The organism is Dyadobacter sp. (genome assembly GCF_051859145.1).
Classification (GTDB): Bacteria; Bacteroidota; Bacteroidia; order Cytophagales; family Spirosomataceae; genus Dyadobacter.
The window spans coordinates 1-16,828 of sequence record NZ_JBHYGF010000613.1 but is presented as its reverse complement, the minus strand read 5'-3'; the positions used below and the strand labels follow the sequence as shown (position 1 = coordinate 16,828).

Genomic DNA, 16,828 nt, shown 5'->3' with positions numbered 1-16,828 from the left:
AGCTAACGGTGAGGTATATGTTTTTCATTTTGAGAGTTGGTAAATAGATATGCTATTTAATTAAGTGTGCGTTGAAGTAAGCAGACCTGTTTTGAGTAAATAAATCCAAATAACCTTGACCAAAATAGAAAATGTCTACAAACAACTGGTCACCTTTCAGCAGCCTTAAATCCCTAGAAATTAGAACCTCATTATCTGAACCACTTGCCTCATCATCTGAAATGATGGTTTCTGATCCATTACGGAAAAGCATAAGCCGAAGTTGATAATCGCCGGCGTCTTGCGGCGAGATGAATACATCAAAATGGTATAAGCCTTCAATCGGGACAGTAAATGTACTTGCAGGGGATTCGTTGTACAGTGTATAAGAGTTGCTCAGATCGTAATCCTCGGCTGCAAATGGAATTCGATACGTTTGCTGCGAAGGGACTACCTGTCCGCCTTCGCCCTTAACCTCAGAAGCAGAGAACGCGATCGGCCCCTGCCAAGAGGCTTCACCACTTGCGTCGCTTGTTAAGATTTTACCAGCTCCGGGCACTTGTCCCGTTCCGAATATCTTCATGAAACCCTTAACCTGTAGCGCGTAGCCATTATCACTTTCCGCAAATATCCCGGTTCCAACACCTGAGGAGTAGCCTTTAATAGCAATTGTCCCACTACTACCTTGAAAATTTTGAATGTTGAAAGCAGTTGTTGTCGATACTCCTTGTGAATAAGGCAGCTTCAATCTTGACAATATCTCCCAGTTCGGAGAAGCTGTTGTACCCGTATTCTGATAGTATCCCGCCCCGCTTAAAACATTACCATTTCTGTTGTAGACTAGCAAACCCGTGGCTGGACTCGGCACCGTCGCATTATCAATCGAACTCTGTAATTCAACCTGCGGGATAAGAAGACCTTTATTGGTACTCTGAATATCCAATGCGGCGCTTGGGTGGGGTGTTGTGGTGTTGATACCAACACCCTGTGCATTTGCCTGTTCGTAGCCTGAGCTTAAAACAAGCGCGGCAACGAGGAATTTCAGATATCCGATCTTCCAGATCTGTTGTGAAGGAAGGCAGGCCAGGCGCTTCCGCAAAAAAGTAAGTAGAGATAGGTTGTTCATAGTAGTTTGTATATAAGATTTGGCTAATAGATGCTGTGAGTAAATATGCAATTGCTATTGTTTGATACGAAGGCGTATTGATCCTGAGGTAGCTTTGAAGAATCTATCGGTTAGAGCAATTGTAAATACCTGCGCAAACCCTATAATCCCTAAATTGCTGCATTTACAAACCACAGCAATTTGGCATTGTCACGCTCCACTTTCCCCCGCCTCGACATTGGCCCGCTTTCGGAGTACAGGGCGGAGGATTTTATGATCAGCCGGTTTTCAGAATACCTCGAAGAGCATCAGAACCTGGTGTTTCCGCACCGGCACAGCTTTTACCACCTGGTCCTTTTTACCAGCGGCGCAGGTGAGCATATCATTGATTTTAACCATTTCCAGGTTACGGCAGGACAGATTTATTTCATGGTGCCCGGTCAGGTGCACGACTGGCGGTTTGAAGGTGCGCCAGAGGGTTACGTTGTTAACTTTTCAGAATCGTTCTTCCAATCTTTCCTATTGCAACCTGATTACCTCGATTTCTTCAATTTCCTGAACAGCAGCGACAGCCGGAGCAATGTATTACAGCTTAATGCTTCGGTTTTCGGGAAAGTGACAAATGTTTTTGAAGAGTTGCTGGAACAGCAGCGGGGAGCGGCTTTGTTCCGTAAGGATATGACACGGGTTTTGCTGTTGCAGCTATTTTTCCTGGTGGCGAGGAATGAGCCGGCAGAGCTGACCAGCGGAAAACAGGTACCCCGAAACCCTGTGATCCGCGATTTTCAAAAGTTGGTCGACAGGCACTTCAGTACCATCAAACAGCCTGGCGCTTACGCCAAACTCCTGAACATCACACCCAACCACCTGAATGCATTGTGCAAAGAACACCTGGGCGTACAAGCAGGCGAAATCATCCGCGCGCGCATTGTACTCGAAGCAAAAAGGCTGCTGATCAACCTCAACCTGAGCATTTCACAAGTTTCCGACCAACTCCATTTCAGCGATAACTCTTACTTTACGAAGTTCTTTAAGAAAGAAACAGGAGTGACGCCGGAGGGGTTTAGGGGGAATGATTAATGACTGAATGAGTGAATGACTGAATGAGTGAATGAATTAGTGAGTGAGTGAGTGAGTGAGTGAGTGAGTGAGTGAGTCAGTTATTTTTGTCACCCTGAGCGCAGTCGAAGGGAGGAGCGTTATCGCCCGGCCCTTCGACTGCGCTCAGGGTGACAAAGGCGACAACGACCGCCCTTTGACCGCTTAGCGGCCCGGTGCGCTCGGGGCAACAAAGTCATCGATAACTGCCTTTATTCACTAATTCACTCATTCAGTTATTCAAAATTCCCTCATTCAGTCATTCAATCATTCAATCATTCAAAATTATACTTCCGCCGCTGGCTTGATAAAAAGTGCTAGCCAGGAGCGTCTGGCTAGGCGGTAGAACCAGGGGGTTAGGATCACCAGGATGGGGATGATTGCGAACAGGAAATAATCCAGGTATTGTTCGAAGAAGTTGACGCAGATGAGGAATGCGATTACCATGAATGCGACGTAAAATGCGTAGCTCATGTACAATGCGCCCTGGTAAAAGCCCGGTTCGGGGACCAGATTTTCGCCGCAATGCGGACAATGCTTGTGCATTTTTTCAAAGTTTTTGAGATCGTAGGCGCTTTTGCTCACGAAAAAGTCACCCACGCCGCAACGGGGACATTTATTGAAAAATACGCTGTATAGTCTGTTATGCCTGGCCATGATCGTGCTGTTTATCAGTTGAAGGGGGTATTCATTGTTTACCTTACAAATTTCCTCAGAAAACCCCTTTGAAAAAATGACTGAAGTTACCTTTTATGGTAAAAATCAACGATTATAAAACTCATTCCAGGGTGTTGATAAAACCTGCGAGTCCGGCAATGTCGAATGTGTGGTCAACGATACCTGCTGAGATGGCGTGTTGCGGCATGAATGGCATTTGTGCGGTATCAGGTTGCTGGGCTACGGTCCGGCCACCGGCATGTTTGATCGAAATCAAACCGTTTGTACCATCTTCATTGGCACCAGACAAGATAATGCCAATCGTTGACGCACCAAAAACATCAGCTGCTGATTCAAATGTAACATCGATGCTGGGCCGGCTGAAATTAATTTTCTCGGAGTAGTCCAGCGAGAATGTGTGGTCTTTTTCAATGAGCAAGTGGTAATCGGCAGGAGCGAGATAAATGCAGCCGGGCACGATAGGATCTTTGTCTTCTACTTCGACAGTTTTGTTCAAAGTCTTACTTGCGAGCAACTCCGTGAGCGACGAATCGGCCGAGTTGCGGCGGTGGAGTACAAGTACAATAGGGAAGGGGAGATCGGCTTTGAGCCTCGGAAGCAGCTTGAAAAGCACTTCCAGACTACCCGCAGAACCGCCGATCAGGAGCAGTCCGCAATGTCGTGCTACATGATTTTCTTCCATATCTTCTCGCGGTTCAGCTGTTTAAACTTGTTTTGTACCACAGAAAATTTCAGCGTTTCCTTTGTTCCGAGCGCCAGGTAGCTCAACGGAGCAAGACTGGCATCAAACAATTTGAGCACGCGGTCCTGCAATTCTTTATCAAAATAGATCAGCACATTGCGACAAAGGATCAGGTCAAATTCATTGAAAGAGCTGTCAGAAACCAGGTTATGTGTTGAAATAATGATTTTCTCCGCAAGTTCCTTATCAAATTTGGCCTGCCCGTAATTGGCTGTATAGTAACCGGAAAAATCCCTGGTACCACCCGACGCAATGTAGCTCTCCGAATATTGTTTCATTTGGGAAAGCGGGAAAATGCCCTTTCTCACTTTTTCCAGCACAGTAGGGTTCAGGTCAGTCGCGTATAGTAATGACTTGCGGAGCAGCCCCGCTTCTTTCAGCAGGATCGCCATTGAATAAACCTCCTCGCCGGTAGAACAGCCTGCATGCCAGATCCGTATGAAAGGCTTCGTGCCCAGCACAGGCAGTATATCCTCCCGCAATGCTTTGTAAAAGGAAGGATCACGGAACATCTCCGTTACATTCACGGTGATCTCTTCTACAAATCTTTTCAGGTAGTCGGGATCGTTTTTGACGCGGTAGCGTAACTCGGCAAAACTCGGGAATTTGTCGAGCAGGCAAAGCCGCTCAATGCGCCTTTTTAGCGAGGCGCGGGAGTAGCTGGTAAAATCATATCCGTACAAATCGAATAAGTCCGTCAGCAGCAGGTCGATATTTTCATCATCAATCATTTTCCACACTTATATATCTTCCAGCAGCAGCAACAATTTATCAACATCAATCGGTTTTGAAATATAAGCGTCGGCACCAGCTTCCAGGCATTTCTCCCGGTCGCCTACCATCGCCTGCGCAGTCACCGCAATTACGGGCGTACCTTTCCGCTGCTCAATGCGCTTGATCAGCGGAATCGCCTCATATCCGTCCATTTCGGGCATCATCATATCAATCAGCACTGCATTCACCACCTCATCGGTTTTCAGCAGTTCCAAAGCCTCCGGCGCACCGCTACTCGACACACAGTCAAATCCTTTCGCCTTCAAAGTAGCCTTCAAAGCAAAAATATTCCGCGCATCATCATCAATTATCAAAATCCTTTTTTTATTCATATAAACGTCAAGAGTGGAAGTGGGGGTAGTGGTTTAGTTGATGAGTTAGTGAGTTAGCGAGTTAGTGAGTGTAAATCACTAACTCACTAACTCGCTAACTCATTCAATCATTCAGTCATTCAGTCATTCAATCATTCAATCATTCAAAACCTCTCATAAAGCCAAACCCGCAACAGCGACATCAGCTGGTCGATATCCACTGGCTTGGTAATGTAGTCGGACGCGCCTGCATTGATACACTTTTCCCGGTCGCCGGTCATTGCTTTTGCGGTTACGGCGATCACAGGCAGGTTGCGCCATTTAGGATTTTCACGAATGCGGCGTGCTGTTTCGTACCCGTCCATTTGCGGCATCATCATATCCAGCAGCACAACATCGATCTCCGGATTATCTTCCAGCTTGGCCAGCGCTTCCTTGCCGTCGAGGGCAGTTACTACATTCATTTTGTAGTTTTCAAGCGATTTAGAGAGCGAAAAGATGTTACGCACATCGTCGTCGGCGATCAGTACTGTCTTATTACTCAGGATCTCACCTAATCCACCCAGCTTTTTCTGGTCTGACGAGCGTTGCGTCGACTTCTTATTCTCTTCCACCACGTGCAGGAACAATGAAACTTCATCGAGCATGCGCTGGTAAGAATGCGCCGTTTTCACGATAATGGAATCTGCATACTGTTTGATACGCAGCTCTTCGGACATAGACAGGCTCTTTCCGGTAAATATGATAATGGGAACATTTTCAAATCCCGGATTTTTCTTGGCTTCTTCTAGCGCATCGTAAGCTTTCTTGTCGGGGATACCCATATCGAGGATCACACAGTCGGCTTCATTGTTCTTCAATGCGGAGATACCTTCCGACAAATCGCTTTTTAGCTCTGAGTTGATATCAAAGGTGCCGAGGAAATAAGCGAGTGCCTTGGCGTGCATAGAGTTATCTTCCAGGATCAGCACTTTTTTAGACTTTTTGCTGATCACATATTCTATCTTTTTAAAAACCTCCTGCAACTTGTCAATCGCCATCGGTTTGTCAATAAAATCGATCGCGCCCTTCATCAAACTTTCGTTTTTCATCCTGTGCGACGACATAATGTGCACCGGGATATGCCGCGTCTCGGGATCGGTTTTCAGTTGGTCCATCACATCCCAGCCGCTGATCACCGGCAGCTGGATATCCAGCAGGATACCTATTGGCTTAAAGGTTTTGGCAAGCTGCAAACCTTCATCGCCTCTTACTGAAACAATGCCTTTGTAGCCGTGGCGACGTGTGTAATCGAGCAGCGATTTGGCAAAAAAGGTGTCATCTTCAACAATCAGGATCGTTTTGTCGCCGGATTGAACTGTATTCCGGTCGTCCGAAATGCTTTCGGGAATGATCGTGCTCACAAACCGGTAATCCGTTTCAGGTGCCGCCTTCACAGGAACCGTTTCTTCTTTGGCCTGTTTGAAAAAATCCTCTTCCTTCTCCTGAACCGCATATATAGCTGCAATCGGGATGATGATCGTAAACTCGCTTCCCTGGTTTTCAATGCTGGTAAGTGCAATTTCACCACCAAGCAGCTTCACCAGCTCGCGGCTGATCGAAAGTCCGAGCCCGGTACCGCCATATTTACGTTTGGTTGAACCGTCTGCCTGCTGGAATGCTTCAAAAATATGCTTCTGCTTCTCAGGCGCAACTCCGATACCCGTATCTTTTACCTTGAAGTCAAGCATATTGTGATTGCCTTCATGCAGTTTTATCTGAACTTCGACGTAGCCTTTGGCGGTAAATTTCAGCGCATTGGAAATCAGGTTTTTCAGGATTTGTTCCAAACGCATTTTATCCGTTTCTATCACTGCCGGAACTCCCTGGCCAATGTTAACAGTAAAATCAAGTCCTTTTTCACGGGCAACCGGCGCAAACATCCCTTTCAGGTCGTCGGAGATTTCTTTAATGGAAACATTCACATAATCCAGCTCCATCTTGCCGGCCTCGATTTTGGAAAGATCCAGGATTTCATCGATCAGCCCCAGCAACCCATTGCCCGAAGACTGGATTACAGTAGCATACTCGATCTGCTCGTCTGTCAAATTCTTATCGTCATTTTCGGACAACAGCCTGCTCAGCAGCAAAATAGAGTTAAGTGGCGTACGCAGCTCGTGCGACATATTGGCCAAAAACTCTGATTTATACCGCGTCGTCAGTTCAAGCTCTTCGGCCTTTTTGACGATTTCTACATTCTTCTCTTCCAGCAAACCACTTCGCTCTTCGAGTTCCTCATTGGTCTGCTGCAATTCTTCCTGTTGCACGCGTAATTCCTCTTCCGAAGCCTGCAATTTCTGCGACTGTGCTTCCAGTTCTGCATTCAGGTTTTCCAGTTCGTTGTGTTGCGTTTGCAGTTCTTCCGCCTGTGCCTGCGTTTCTTCCAGGAAGTTCTGGAGTTTCAGGTAATCCAGAGCAGAGTTCACGCTCGTGCCGATAGCTTCCAGGTTGTTTTCCAAAAACTGCATTTGCAGTTCATCCGGATTTTTCAGGAAGGCAAGCTCGATCACACCAATGCATTCATTCGCATAGGAGAGTGGCAGGATCACAACCGCTGCGGGACTCACATCGCCCAGGGACGAAGTGATGCGCAGGTAGTTAGCGGGAACGTCGTTGACGAACATCGGCTTTTTACTTTCAATTACCTGTCCGGCCAATCCTTCACCTGGAGTGATCATTTCCGGCGCGCTTTTCACCGCATAAGTCCCAGTCAGCCGGTAATTCCAGTCATTGTCCATAATGTAAATGGTACCGAGACTTGCGCCCGAATAGTCTGCCAGGGTATTGAGCAAATTGGCCGTCAACTTTTTAAGGATCCGCTCGCCTCTAATTGCGTCGCTGATCTTTACAGATCCGGTTTGCAGCCAGTTTCTGTGGTTCAGGTCATTGAATGTTTGTTCCAGGGAACCTGTCATTTTGTTGAGCGCCACTGAAATCCGACCAATTTCATCTTCCGATTCGTCTGTGCTGCGCACTGTATAGTCGCCGTCTGAAACCTGCTGAGTAACTTCCTCAATGTACCTGATCCGTCTCTCAGTATCTGCGTATTTCCTGTTTTCAAGCTCCTGCAGGGCAATGCGCTTGTCCATGTCATTCTTGATACGGAAATAGGCAAATACCGTGATCATGATTGAAATGAGCGCGGCTATGATCAGCAGGATAGGAGTGTATTTAATGTAAATCTGTTGCTGTTCGAGGCGGTTGGCGAGGATCGCTTTCTCTTCGTCCTTGATATGCTCCGTAGCAAATCTCAGATCGTCCATTACTTTTTTTCCGCGCAGCATCTCACGCAACCGCGCCTCGGTATCCGTGGCAAAACCGGGTGTTTTGCGCGTCATATCAATGATATTCTGCATTTGCCCGAACTTGGCTTCGTACAGCGCCTTTATTTCCCGCAGGTATTTCTGCTGGGCTGGATTGTCAAGTGTCAGCTCAGAGAGGCGGTTGTAGCTGCGCGTGGTTTTTTCATAAGCTCCATTATAGGGTTCCAGGAAAGCCGGTTCAAGTGTTACCAGGAAACCGCGCTGTCCCGTTTCCGCATCCTTCATGTGCGAAATAATCGCCTCCGCTTCCAGCAGTACTTCGTTGGTGTGATTGACCAGCTCTGAGTTGTTGATCAGCTTCTGGGTACTATAATACGACGCCAGCAAACTGAAAATCAGCAGCAGGGTAGAAAATGAAAATACGATTTGAAGCTGCTGGATAATGGAGTTAGAAGTTTTTCTCATAAATGCGTTTACTTGTTTTCAAGGGTTCCTTCATGTGGTATTTGCTGAACAGCCGGCAACACCAGGATAAACCGGGCGCCTTCGTTCTGCGTGCTTTGGGCAGATATCAGCCCATTATGTTTGTCCATGATTTTTTTGGCGATAGCCAGACCGATACCCGTGCCTTCGTAGGTGTTCAGATTGTTGAGGCGCTGGAAAATGACAAATATCCGGTCAAGAAATTTCTCGTCGAAACCTATTCCGTTGTCGGCAATAACAATCCTGCAAAAACCACCGTCCGGAGCAGCTGCTGAATGCACATCTTTCTGCTCGATAAGCTCTGCGGTAATGGTAATGCGTGGCGGCACGTCGGGTTTGGAGAATTTCAATGCATTGCTGATCAGATTCTGAAATACCTGCCTGATCTGGCTGGGGATAGTATCGATCAGCGGCAGCTTGCCAATGGAGATCTCTGCATTCTTTTGTAAAATGATTTCGTCAAAGTCCGATAGCAGATCGCTGATGAGCAAATTGAGGTCAGTAGGCTGGAAATTTGCTTTGACCGAAAGCCGGGAATAATCAAGCAAGTCGCTGATCAGGCGCGACATTCTTGCAGAAGAGTTGATCGACCGGTTGAGGTAAGAGGTCGCCTCTGCATTGTCGTTCAGGTATTTATCTTTAATCAAATGGCTGAATGTCTGGATTTTCCTGAGCGGCTCCTTCAAATCGTGGGATACTACCCAGGCAAACTGCTGCAATTCATGGTTGGTGGTTTCCAGCTCTGTGTTCTTATCCATCAGTTCCTTCGTCCGCAGCTCAACCTTATGTTCCAGCAGCTCATTGGCCATTTTTTGCTGGTGTATATCTGTAAATGAACCAACCCAGCGTACAATGCCGGTTCCCTGGTAGACCGGGATGATCTTTAAAAGGAAGTATCTGTAATCAGTAGTGCCAAGCTGTTTGAGCCGGGCTTCCGTCGAAAATTCCTGTCCGTTTCGGAAACTTTCTTCCCATTTCTGCCAGAAATCATCTTCCGGGTGCGTCTCGGGAAATATTGCTGCGTCTTCCGAATATTGAAACCAGTGTTCATTCACATACTCGATCTTTCCGTCCGTTTTAACGGTGAATGCGATCTGCGGTAATGATTCGAGTATAAAGCGTAACTCCTGCATGCGGGAGGCGAGCTCATCCTGGGCATTTTTACGGATATCGATCTCCTGCCTCAGTGACTCCTGAATTGCTTTCAGCTCCTGCTGCTGCTCATACAGCCGCACAAAAGTTTTTACTTTCAGCAACAGAATATCAGGATCAACGGGTTTGGTGAGATAATCAATTCCGCCGGAGGCATAACCTCGTGTGATAAAACGCTTTTCGGTATTTACGGCGGAGAGGAAAAGAATGGGTGTGTCTTTGGCCCTGCCAAAACCGGAAATAGCCTCGGCGACTTCAAATCCGTCCATTCCGGGCATTTGCACATCCATGATAATCACGGAGTAATTGTTGTTGAGCACCTTCTTCAACGCCTCCTCCCCAGACTCGGCTGAGTCTGTTCTAAAATCATGTAGTTCCAGGATTTTCTTTAGAGGTAGAATGTTTTCCGGCCTGTCGTCGACAATCAGGATCATAGTAAAGGGTAAAGAAACAAACAGGAGTGCACGTGTGACTTTTGGTTTACAAAAATCATACCTAAATGCCCTATCCGCGCAAATAAGCCATTTTTGACAACATTACGAAGTGGTTTCCTCCCGAAGTGACTGCGCAACCAGCAATTTCAACTCCTCTACCCACTTTTGAACTGTAATCATCGGATGCACGTACGGCGTTTCAAAATCCTCGATGATAGAGGTTTTGCCTTTTTCTCTGACAAGCCTGATGAGTCCTTCCACCAGGTAATCCTGCGATGAATCAAACTCCGTGTCTTCATTGGTCTCCGCTGTTTGTTCAAGGAATTCAGCCAGTCTCAGAAGTTCCTCTTGTGTCATAGTAGTTCAGTTTGGCAGCTTGTGTATGGGGAAAAATCTCCCGGGAACCACGGTTCTCGCGTGGCATAATTTTATAGCAAATTGCGTACTAACAGCTCAGCCGGGCGACAAAATGCTGTTTTTTGCAGCTTAAAGGCACATCAGGTTGCCAGTCCTCAGATCATCGCAGAAAAAAAATCAGCATATATGAAAAAAATTGCCAACAAGAAAGTTGTAGATCAATCCAAGTTAGACAATATAGTAGTGTACCCCGGAGAGCCTTATCCGCTTGGTGCTACGTGGGACGGAAAAGGGGTGAATTTTGCGCTTTACTCTGAGCATGCGACAGGCGTAGAGCTTTGTCTTTTTGACAGCGAAGAGAGTGTTACCGAGAATGTCAAAATCCAGATTCGGGAAGTTTCGCATTACGTATGGCACGTATACGTTCCAGGGCTTAAACCCGGACAGCTTTACGGTTACCGCGTGCACGGGCCATACGAGCCGACGGTAGGTCTGCGCTTCAATCCCAACAAGTTATTGATCGATCCGTACGCAAAATCCATTTCCGGCACGATCCAGTGGCACGATTCCCTGTTCGGTTACGAGATCGGTCACCCCGATGAAGACTTAAGTTATAGCGAGTCGGATAGTGCGCCTTATGTGCCTAAGTCGGTTGTAGTAGATCATTTATTTGATTGGGAAAATGTAAAAGCGCCGGAGATTCCTTATCACGACACTATTATATATGAAGCCCACGTAAAAGGTTTTACCAATCTTCACCCGGACATTCCCGAGGAGATCAGGGGTACCTATGCGGGCCTTGCACATCACGCTTCGATCAGCTATTTGAAAAAGCTGGGCGTTAATGCGATTGAGCTGATGCCCGTGCACCATTTTATATCTGACCGCCATTTGAAAGAACGCGGCCTGACCAATTACTGGGGATACAATTCGATCGGCTTTTTTGCTCCGGATGTGCGGTATAGCAGCTCGGGTACGCACGGGCAGCAGGTGATTGAGTTTAAAAACATGGTAAAGGAAATGCACAAAGCCGGCATTGAGGTTATTCTTGATGTGGTGTACAACCATACCGGTGAAGGCAACCAGATGGGCCCGACTATTTCTTTCCGGGGAATTGATAATATGGCTTATTATCGTTTGGTAGACGGTCGCTACTATATGGATTATACCGGTACAGGTAATACGCTGAATGCAAGGCTGCCCAATGTACTGAGACTGATCATGGATAGTCTGCGCTACTGGATCACGGAAATGCATGTTGACGGCTTCCGTTTTGACCTTGCGTCAACCCTGGCACGGGAGCTGCACGAAGTGGACAGACTAAGCGCATTCTTCGATATCATCCACCAGGACCCCATTATTTCGCAGGTGAAACTGATTGCCGAACCATGGGATATTGGCCACGACGGCTACCAGGTAGGTAAGTTTCCGATCGGTTGGGCTGAATGGAACGGGCGGTACCGCGACTGTATGCGCGACTACTGGCGCGGGGCAGACAGTATGCTCGCCGAATTTGCAGAGCGATTTACCGGAAGTTCAGATTTATACAAAGGAGAAGACCGGCATCCTACCGCGAGCATCAACTTCATTACCGCGCACGACGGTTTTACTTTGAATGATCTGGTGTCGTATAATGACAAGCGTAACGACGAGAATGGAGAAGATAACAATGACGGAGAAAGTCATAACCGCTCCTGGAACTGCGGTGAAGAGGGGCCAACGGACAATCCGGAAGTGATTGAGCTCAGAGATAAGCAGAAGCGGAATTTTCTGACAACCCTTTTTCTTTCCCAGGGCGTACCAATGCTCGTTGCGGGGGACGAATGGGGTAGGTCGCAAGGCGGGAACAACAATGCCTATTGCCAGGATAATGAGATTTCGTGGCTGAACTGGGACAAGGCAGACCAGAAAATGCTCGCATTTACGCAAAAGCTGATCAAATTCTGTAAAGCCCACGCCACGTTCCGCCGCAGACACTGGTTCCGTGGCATGCCGATCAAAGGGATTGGATTGGAGGATATTGCCTGGTTTTTGCCAGATGGAGAGGAAATGCCGGACGAGAACTGGAACCATGATTTCGCAAAATCATTGGGCGTGTTCCTGAACGGAAAGGGGATCCGTCACATGAACCCGAAAGGAGAGCCGATCTACGATGACAGCTTTTACATGATCTTCAATGCGCATTATGAGCCTGTGGAATACAAATTGCCACCTGAAAAATATGGTACCGAGTGGAGGAAGGTTATTGATACGAGCGAATGCTGCGTAAGCGAGGACGGACAGATCATTGCGCCGGATAGCACCATTACAGTTGACAGCAGATCGATAGTGGTTTTTAAACATGCATTGGAAGAGCAAAAATTATGAGCTTTAGTGAGAAATTGCCTGCTGCGCCAGGTATAAGATTTAATGAATTTGGAGAAGCGGAAGTGCTCATCTGGGCGCCGCTTGCTGAGGAAGCTAGTATTCTGCTGGTAGACCAGAACAAAAAACTGCCGCTTGAAAAAGCGGAATATGGTTACTGGACCCTGAAAACAGAAGATATCAAACCAGATGATCTGTATCAGATCGTGTTGGGCGACGAAGAGCCGCTTCCTGATCCTGCGTCTGTGTACCAGCCCCAAGGCGTACACGGACCGTCTCAGGCGGTTGATATCAAAAGTTTTCAATGGACAGACCAGCAATGGGCTAATCCGGCGCTTTCCGATTATATCATTTATGAAGTCCACATTGGTACATTCACGCCGGAAGGAACCCTGCAGGCAATAGAAAGTAAGCTCGATCACCTGGTTGAGCTGGGCGTTAATGCGATTGAAATAATGCCGGTATCTCAGTTTGCCGGTGGGCGCAACTGGGGTTACGATGGTGTGTTCCCCTATTCGGTACAGGATTCTTATGGCGGGCCGCGGGCTATGCAGGAGTTTGTCAATGCGTGTCACGCCAGGGGAATAGCTGTGGTGCTGGATATGGTTTACAACCACCTGGGCCCGGAAGGGAATGTGTTCGGCAAGTTTGGCCATTATTTTACTGAAAAATACCACACGCCCTGGGGCGACGCGGTCAATGTAGATGATGCGTGGAGCGATGCAGTGCGGCAGTATTTTATCGAAAATGCATTGATGTGGTTCCACGACTTCCATATAGATGCACTGCGGCTGGATGCTGTGCATGCGATCCGGGATTTTGGTCCATTGCATTTGCTGAAAGAAATGAAGATGCGGGTAGATGCGCTTTCGCAGGTCACCAATAAGCAGCATTACCTGATGGTGGAAATGGACCTGAACGATACGCGGTTTATCAAGCCCATTGAAGAAGGTGGCTATGGAATGGATGCACAATGGATCGACGAGTTCCACCATGCGCTACGGGTGTCTTCTGGTCAGCAAAAAAGCGGCTACTATTCCGATTTTGAGCCTATTGTTTCGCTTGCCAAGTCTTACAAAGATGCTTATGTATACGACGGAATCTACTCCGATCACCGCAAACGGAAATTTGGTGTTAAAGCGGACGGATTACCTGGCCAGCAGTTCATCGTATTTTCCCAAAACCATGATCACGTGGGTAACCGCATGCTTGGAGAGCGTACCAGCCAGCTGGTGAGTTTCGAAATGCAGAAGTTACTTGCCGGGGCGGTGCTGATCAGCCCGTATCTGCCGCTGTTGTTTATGGGCGAAGAATGGAGTGAGACAAATCCCTTTCAGTATTTTGTCAGCCACACTGATCCTGAACTGGCCGAAGCGGTACGAAAAGGAAGAAAGAGCGAGTTTGCGGCATTTCACATAGAAGGCGACGCGCCTGATCCAGTGAGTGAGGAAACTTTTCAAAAGTCGAAAGTGCAATGGGAACTGCTGGACAAAGAGCCGCACCGCACCATGCTGAACTACTATAAAACTTTCATTGCACTACGGAAACAAGAGCCCGCATTGCGCAAAACCGATCGGGATGGAATTGTGGTAGAAGGGTTTGAAGACCGGGAGCTTATCATTTTGCAGCGGATTTCGCCGGAACAGCATTTGACTGCCGTGCTGAACTTCTCAAAGAATGCGCAGGAAGTTTCGTTGCCCGGAGAGGCAAACTGGCAGAAGCTCATCGTTTCTTCTGATGCTAAGTGGGGAGGCGAAAAGGATCTTCCTGAAACCGCAGAGGGAGGCGTGATTAGGGTGCAGCCGGAATCTATATCGGTTTACACGCGCCGCTTATAAATTTCTGATCTTGATTTTAATGTCCTGAGGAGCAACCTCATCTCCGCCAAAATAGGGGAGTAGCTTATAGGCAATGCCGACGCCACCATCACAGTGGCGCGGCATTGTTGTTTCTACGCCACGAAAGGTGAAAATGTAAGATTTGTCCTTTGCTGCCAGCCTGAAACTGGTCAGTTCGTTGAGCTCGGCAGTACCGAGCTCTTTTTCCTGCCGCACGCCATTTACATACACATAAGCATAAATCCGGAGTGCGCCTTCACGCCAGTTCCACCCGAATCTGGCACTGTTGTTCTGGTGGCCGGAACTGCAATCCGAGAATCCGTATAGCTTGTTAATGTCATTCTGATTTTCAGGAACTGCATTCTGATACACGCAGCTGCTGTCGAAAATCGCCTGAAAATGCATGGAAGAAGAGGTAAATGGTGTATTGAGATTGTTGTCAACCTCGTGGTTTCCCTTGCGGATTGTGTAGGTAACAAAATCGTCACCAAGACTGGGTGAGTTGCCGATCCATTCACAGGAGGAAACGATCAACAGCAGCAGCAGAGCGGGAATGTATTTCATTCAGCAGGATATCTTAAACAACTCTATCAACGATCGCTGCTCAGGAAAATTGAATCCGTACCTGCGTTTTGAAGCATTTAAATGCATTATCCCTCCCGATAAGAAGTGGGCGGTACCGTCATTTTCTTCTTGAATATTCTCGAAAAATAAAATTCCGACTCAAAACCTGTCTTGTAAGCGATCTCGGAAACGGACAGCGATGTTTCCCGTAGCATTTCACAGGCTTTCTCAATTTTCAGGTTCAGGTGGTACTGTCCAGGCGAGGTACCAATTACCTCTTTAAATGCTTTCCTGAACCAGCCGTAACTTACCCCGTGCTGCCGCGCGAGTTTTTCCATATCCAGGTTCACTGTGCTGCTTTCGTGAATCTGGTAGCGCATTCGGTGCACGAGTTTTTCCTTGTAAGATCGCGCGTGATCCGTCATCAATGCAGATGCATAAATGAGGCCCAGCAGCTGGATAACCAGGCAGGAGGAAATTTGCTTGTAAGCTATTCCCTCGAATTTCAAGGTTTGCACAAGGCGGATAAATACATTCAGAAGCTCGGAGTTGAAACCAATGCGGATCAGCGGATTCTCTGCATTGAAGCAGTCCTGCCGCATCAGGTACTCCGAATAATGGCCGCCAAATCCCACCCAAAATTCCTCCCAGCCCGATTCCTGCGAAGGTTTATAGCGGTGCCAGACATTAGGAAAAAGCAGGAATGCAGTGCCGGCCTCAACGATCGTGGGTGGAATGGTTTCGGTCTCAAACACGCCGCTGCCGGTGGAGATATACACCAGCTGAAACTCGTTGAGAACTCTTCCTTTTTCCCAGTCGAAGTAGTAGCTGTCGGGGTGGTTCTGGTCGGGATAAATCTTGCCGGCCGGATGCAGGTTGTGACCAACATTCAGGATAGATACGCCCCAGTTGGGTTCTGAGCCTGCCAGTGCTTCGAGTTGTTCCTGACTGAAATATTTACGGTATAGTTCCATATCAATTTGTGCAAATATTGAATCACATTATTCATTGGATGTGATCTGTATTGTGTCCTACTTTTGCAAAACAAAGTTTAATTTAAACTAGTTTTAACTACTTCTCAACGAAAAAATAATTCTCCTCGCCTTTTTGCAAGATCTGGCGTAAGAGAAGAATTTGTATTTTTTGATATGGCAAAATTTTACATGCATCAACTAAAAATCGGTCTGTTCGGTATTGGGCTGGAAGCTTATTGGGAACAATTTGAAGGACTGGAAGAGCGACTTAACGGTTACCTCGAAATCGTCGATGCAAAGCTGACCGACTACGGTGCCGAGATCGTCAACCTCGGGTTGATCGACAGTCCCGAAGAAGCAATGGAGGCTGGTCATGTATTCAGAAAAGCAGATGTAGACCTGATTTTTTTATACGTAACCACCTACGCGCTTTCTGCTACGGTTTTGCCGGTTGTGAGGCGGGCGAATGTGCCGGTAATCGTGCTCAACCTCGTTCCCGAAGCAGCTATCAATTACAATGCGTTCAAAAAAATCGGTGACCGGACCCGAATGACGGGGGAGTGGCTGGCTTATTGTTCAGCGTGCCCGGTGCCGGAACTAGCGAATGTTTTCAAACGGGCGCGCGTACCATTTTACCAGGTTACCGGCATGCTGCATAACGATCCCGAAGCGT

General features: G+C 47.5%; 13 protein-coding genes and 1 pseudogene. 4 read left to right on the top strand and 10 right to left on the bottom strand.

Annotated features, from left to right (window positions below):
* Positions 1-52: 52 nt before the first annotated feature.
* A complete protein-coding gene (locus ACTIE6_RS27725) occupies positions 53-1,105 on the bottom strand; it encodes a hypothetical protein (protein WP_439559726.1) in 1,053 nt (350 codons plus the stop codon).
* A gap of 180 nt (positions 1,106-1,285) precedes the next feature.
* On the opposite strand from ACTIE6_RS27725, the gene ACTIE6_RS27720 reads away from it, so the two are divergent.
* Positions 1,286-2,164 carry an AraC family transcriptional regulator gene (locus ACTIE6_RS27720; RefSeq protein WP_439559725.1) on the top strand — a complete coding sequence of 293 codons (879 nt, stop codon included), beginning with the start codon at positions 1,286-1,288 and terminating at the stop codon, positions 2,162-2,164.
* 303 nt (positions 2,165-2,467) lie between these two features.
* Here ACTIE6_RS27720 and ACTIE6_RS27715 read toward each other — a convergent pair whose 3' ends face one another.
* The 7 genes from ACTIE6_RS27715 to ACTIE6_RS27685 all read right to left on the bottom strand — a co-directional run bounded on the left by ACTIE6_RS27715 (position 2,468) and on the right by ACTIE6_RS27685 (position 10,415).
* A complete protein-coding gene (locus tag ACTIE6_RS27715) occupies positions 2,468-2,839 on the bottom strand; it encodes a DUF983 domain-containing protein (RefSeq protein WP_439559724.1) in 372 nt (123 codons plus the stop codon).
* Between the two features lie 121 nt (positions 2,840-2,960).
* Positions 2,961-3,542, bottom strand: coding sequence for a chemotaxis protein CheB (locus ACTIE6_RS27710; protein ID WP_439559723.1), 582 nt, complete (start codon positions 3,540-3,542; stop codon positions 2,961-2,963).
* A complete protein-coding gene (locus tag ACTIE6_RS27705; protein ID WP_439559722.1) occupies positions 3,524-4,333 on the bottom strand; it encodes a CheR family methyltransferase in 810 nt (269 codons plus the stop codon). Before ACTIE6_RS27705 ends, ACTIE6_RS27710 begins: the two co-directional genes overlap by 19 nt.
* A gap of 9 nt (positions 4,334-4,342) precedes the next feature.
* Positions 4,343-4,708: a response regulator gene (locus tag ACTIE6_RS27700; RefSeq protein WP_439559721.1), complete on the bottom strand. Its 366-nt coding sequence runs from the start codon at positions 4,706-4,708 to the stop codon at positions 4,343-4,345.
* Positions 4,709-4,851: 143 nt separating this feature from the next.
* On the bottom strand, positions 4,852-8,454 hold the full coding sequence (locus ACTIE6_RS27695; RefSeq protein WP_439559720.1) for a response regulator: 3,603 nt from the start codon (positions 8,452-8,454) through the stop codon (positions 4,852-4,854).
* Positions 8,455-8,462: 8 nt separating this feature from the next.
* Positions 8,463-10,058, bottom strand: coding sequence for a sensor histidine kinase (locus ACTIE6_RS27690; RefSeq protein WP_439559719.1), 1,596 nt, complete (start codon positions 10,056-10,058; stop codon positions 8,463-8,465).
* A gap of 102 nt (positions 10,059-10,160) precedes the next feature.
* Positions 10,161-10,415, bottom strand: coding sequence for a hypothetical protein (locus tag ACTIE6_RS27685; RefSeq protein ID WP_439559718.1), 255 nt, complete (start codon positions 10,413-10,415; stop codon positions 10,161-10,163).
* A gap of 186 nt (positions 10,416-10,601) precedes the next feature.
* On the opposite strand from ACTIE6_RS27685, the gene glgX reads away from it, so the two are divergent.
* Positions 10,602-12,782 (top strand): glycogen debranching protein GlgX, encoded by a 2,181-nt coding sequence (glgX, locus tag ACTIE6_RS27680; protein WP_439559717.1) that lies wholly within the window; start codon positions 10,602-10,604, stop codon positions 12,780-12,782.
* The gene (treZ, locus tag ACTIE6_RS27675; protein ID WP_439559716.1) at positions 12,779-14,617 is read left to right on the top strand and encodes a malto-oligosyltrehalose trehalohydrolase; all 1,839 of its coding nucleotides are present in this window, start codon (positions 12,779-12,781) and stop codon (positions 14,615-14,617) included. Before glgX ends, treZ begins: the two co-directional genes overlap by 4 nt.
* Here the strand turns inward: treZ and ACTIE6_RS27670 are convergent.
* Together ACTIE6_RS27670 and ACTIE6_RS27665 are read right to left on the bottom strand one after the other, a co-directional pair.
* Complete coding sequence (locus tag ACTIE6_RS27670) at positions 14,612-15,181, bottom strand: hypothetical protein (protein ID WP_439559715.1); 570 nt, start codon at positions 15,179-15,181, stop codon at positions 14,612-14,614. The two genes, treZ and ACTIE6_RS27670, sit on opposite strands and share 6 nt — an antisense overlap.
* Positions 15,182-15,267: 86 nt before the next feature.
* Positions 15,268-16,155 carry an AraC family transcriptional regulator gene (locus ACTIE6_RS27665; protein WP_439559714.1) on the bottom strand — a complete coding sequence of 296 codons (888 nt, stop codon included), beginning with the start codon at positions 16,153-16,155 and terminating at the stop codon, positions 15,268-15,270.
* A gap of 189 nt (positions 16,156-16,344) precedes the next feature.
* Between ACTIE6_RS27665 and ACTIE6_RS27660 the strand changes: the two are divergent.
* Positions 16,345-16,828, top strand: a pseudogene (locus ACTIE6_RS27660) (arabinose isomerase); the annotation flags it as partial.

What these genes read in the sequence shown, in the direction of transcription:
- ACTIE6_RS27725 (WP_439559726.1), bottom strand. Translation starts at nt 1,105, where the DNA reads ATGAACAACCTATCTCTACTTACTTTTTTGCGGAAGCGCCTGGCCTGC.
- ACTIE6_RS27715 (WP_439559724.1), bottom strand. Translation starts at nt 2,839, where the DNA reads ATGGCCAGGCATAACAGACTATACAGCGTATTTTTCAATAAATGTCCC.
- ACTIE6_RS27710 (WP_439559723.1), bottom strand. Translation starts at nt 3,542, where the DNA reads ATGGAAGAAAATCATGTAGCACGACATTGCGGACTGCTCCTGATCGGC.
- ACTIE6_RS27705 (WP_439559722.1), bottom strand. Translation starts at nt 4,333, where the DNA reads ATGATTGATGATGAAAATATCGACCTGCTGCTGACGGACTTATTCGAT.
- ACTIE6_RS27700 (WP_439559721.1), bottom strand. Translation starts at nt 4,708, where the DNA reads ATGAATAAAAAAAGGATTTTGATAATTGATGATGATGCGCGGAATATT.
- ACTIE6_RS27695 (WP_439559720.1), bottom strand. Translation starts at nt 8,454, where the DNA reads ATGAGAAAAACTTCTAACTCCATTATCCAGCAGCTTCAAATCGTATTT.
- ACTIE6_RS27690 (WP_439559719.1), bottom strand. Translation starts at nt 10,058, where the DNA reads ATGATCCTGATTGTCGACGACAGGCCGGAAAACATTCTACCTCTAAAG.
- ACTIE6_RS27685 (WP_439559718.1), bottom strand. Translation starts at nt 10,415, where the DNA reads ATGACACAAGAGGAACTTCTGAGACTGGCTGAATTCCTTGAACAAACA.
- glgX (WP_439559717.1), top strand. Translation starts at nt 10,602, where the DNA reads ATGAAAAAAATTGCCAACAAGAAAGTTGTAGATCAATCCAAGTTAGAC.
- treZ (WP_439559716.1), top strand. Translation starts at nt 12,779, where the DNA reads ATGAGCTTTAGTGAGAAATTGCCTGCTGCGCCAGGTATAAGATTTAAT.
- ACTIE6_RS27670 (WP_439559715.1), bottom strand. Translation starts at nt 15,181, where the DNA reads ATGAAATACATTCCCGCTCTGCTGCTGCTGTTGATCGTTTCCTCCTGT.
- ACTIE6_RS27665 (WP_439559714.1), bottom strand. Translation starts at nt 16,155, where the DNA reads ATGGAACTATACCGTAAATATTTCAGTCAGGAACAACTCGAAGCACTG.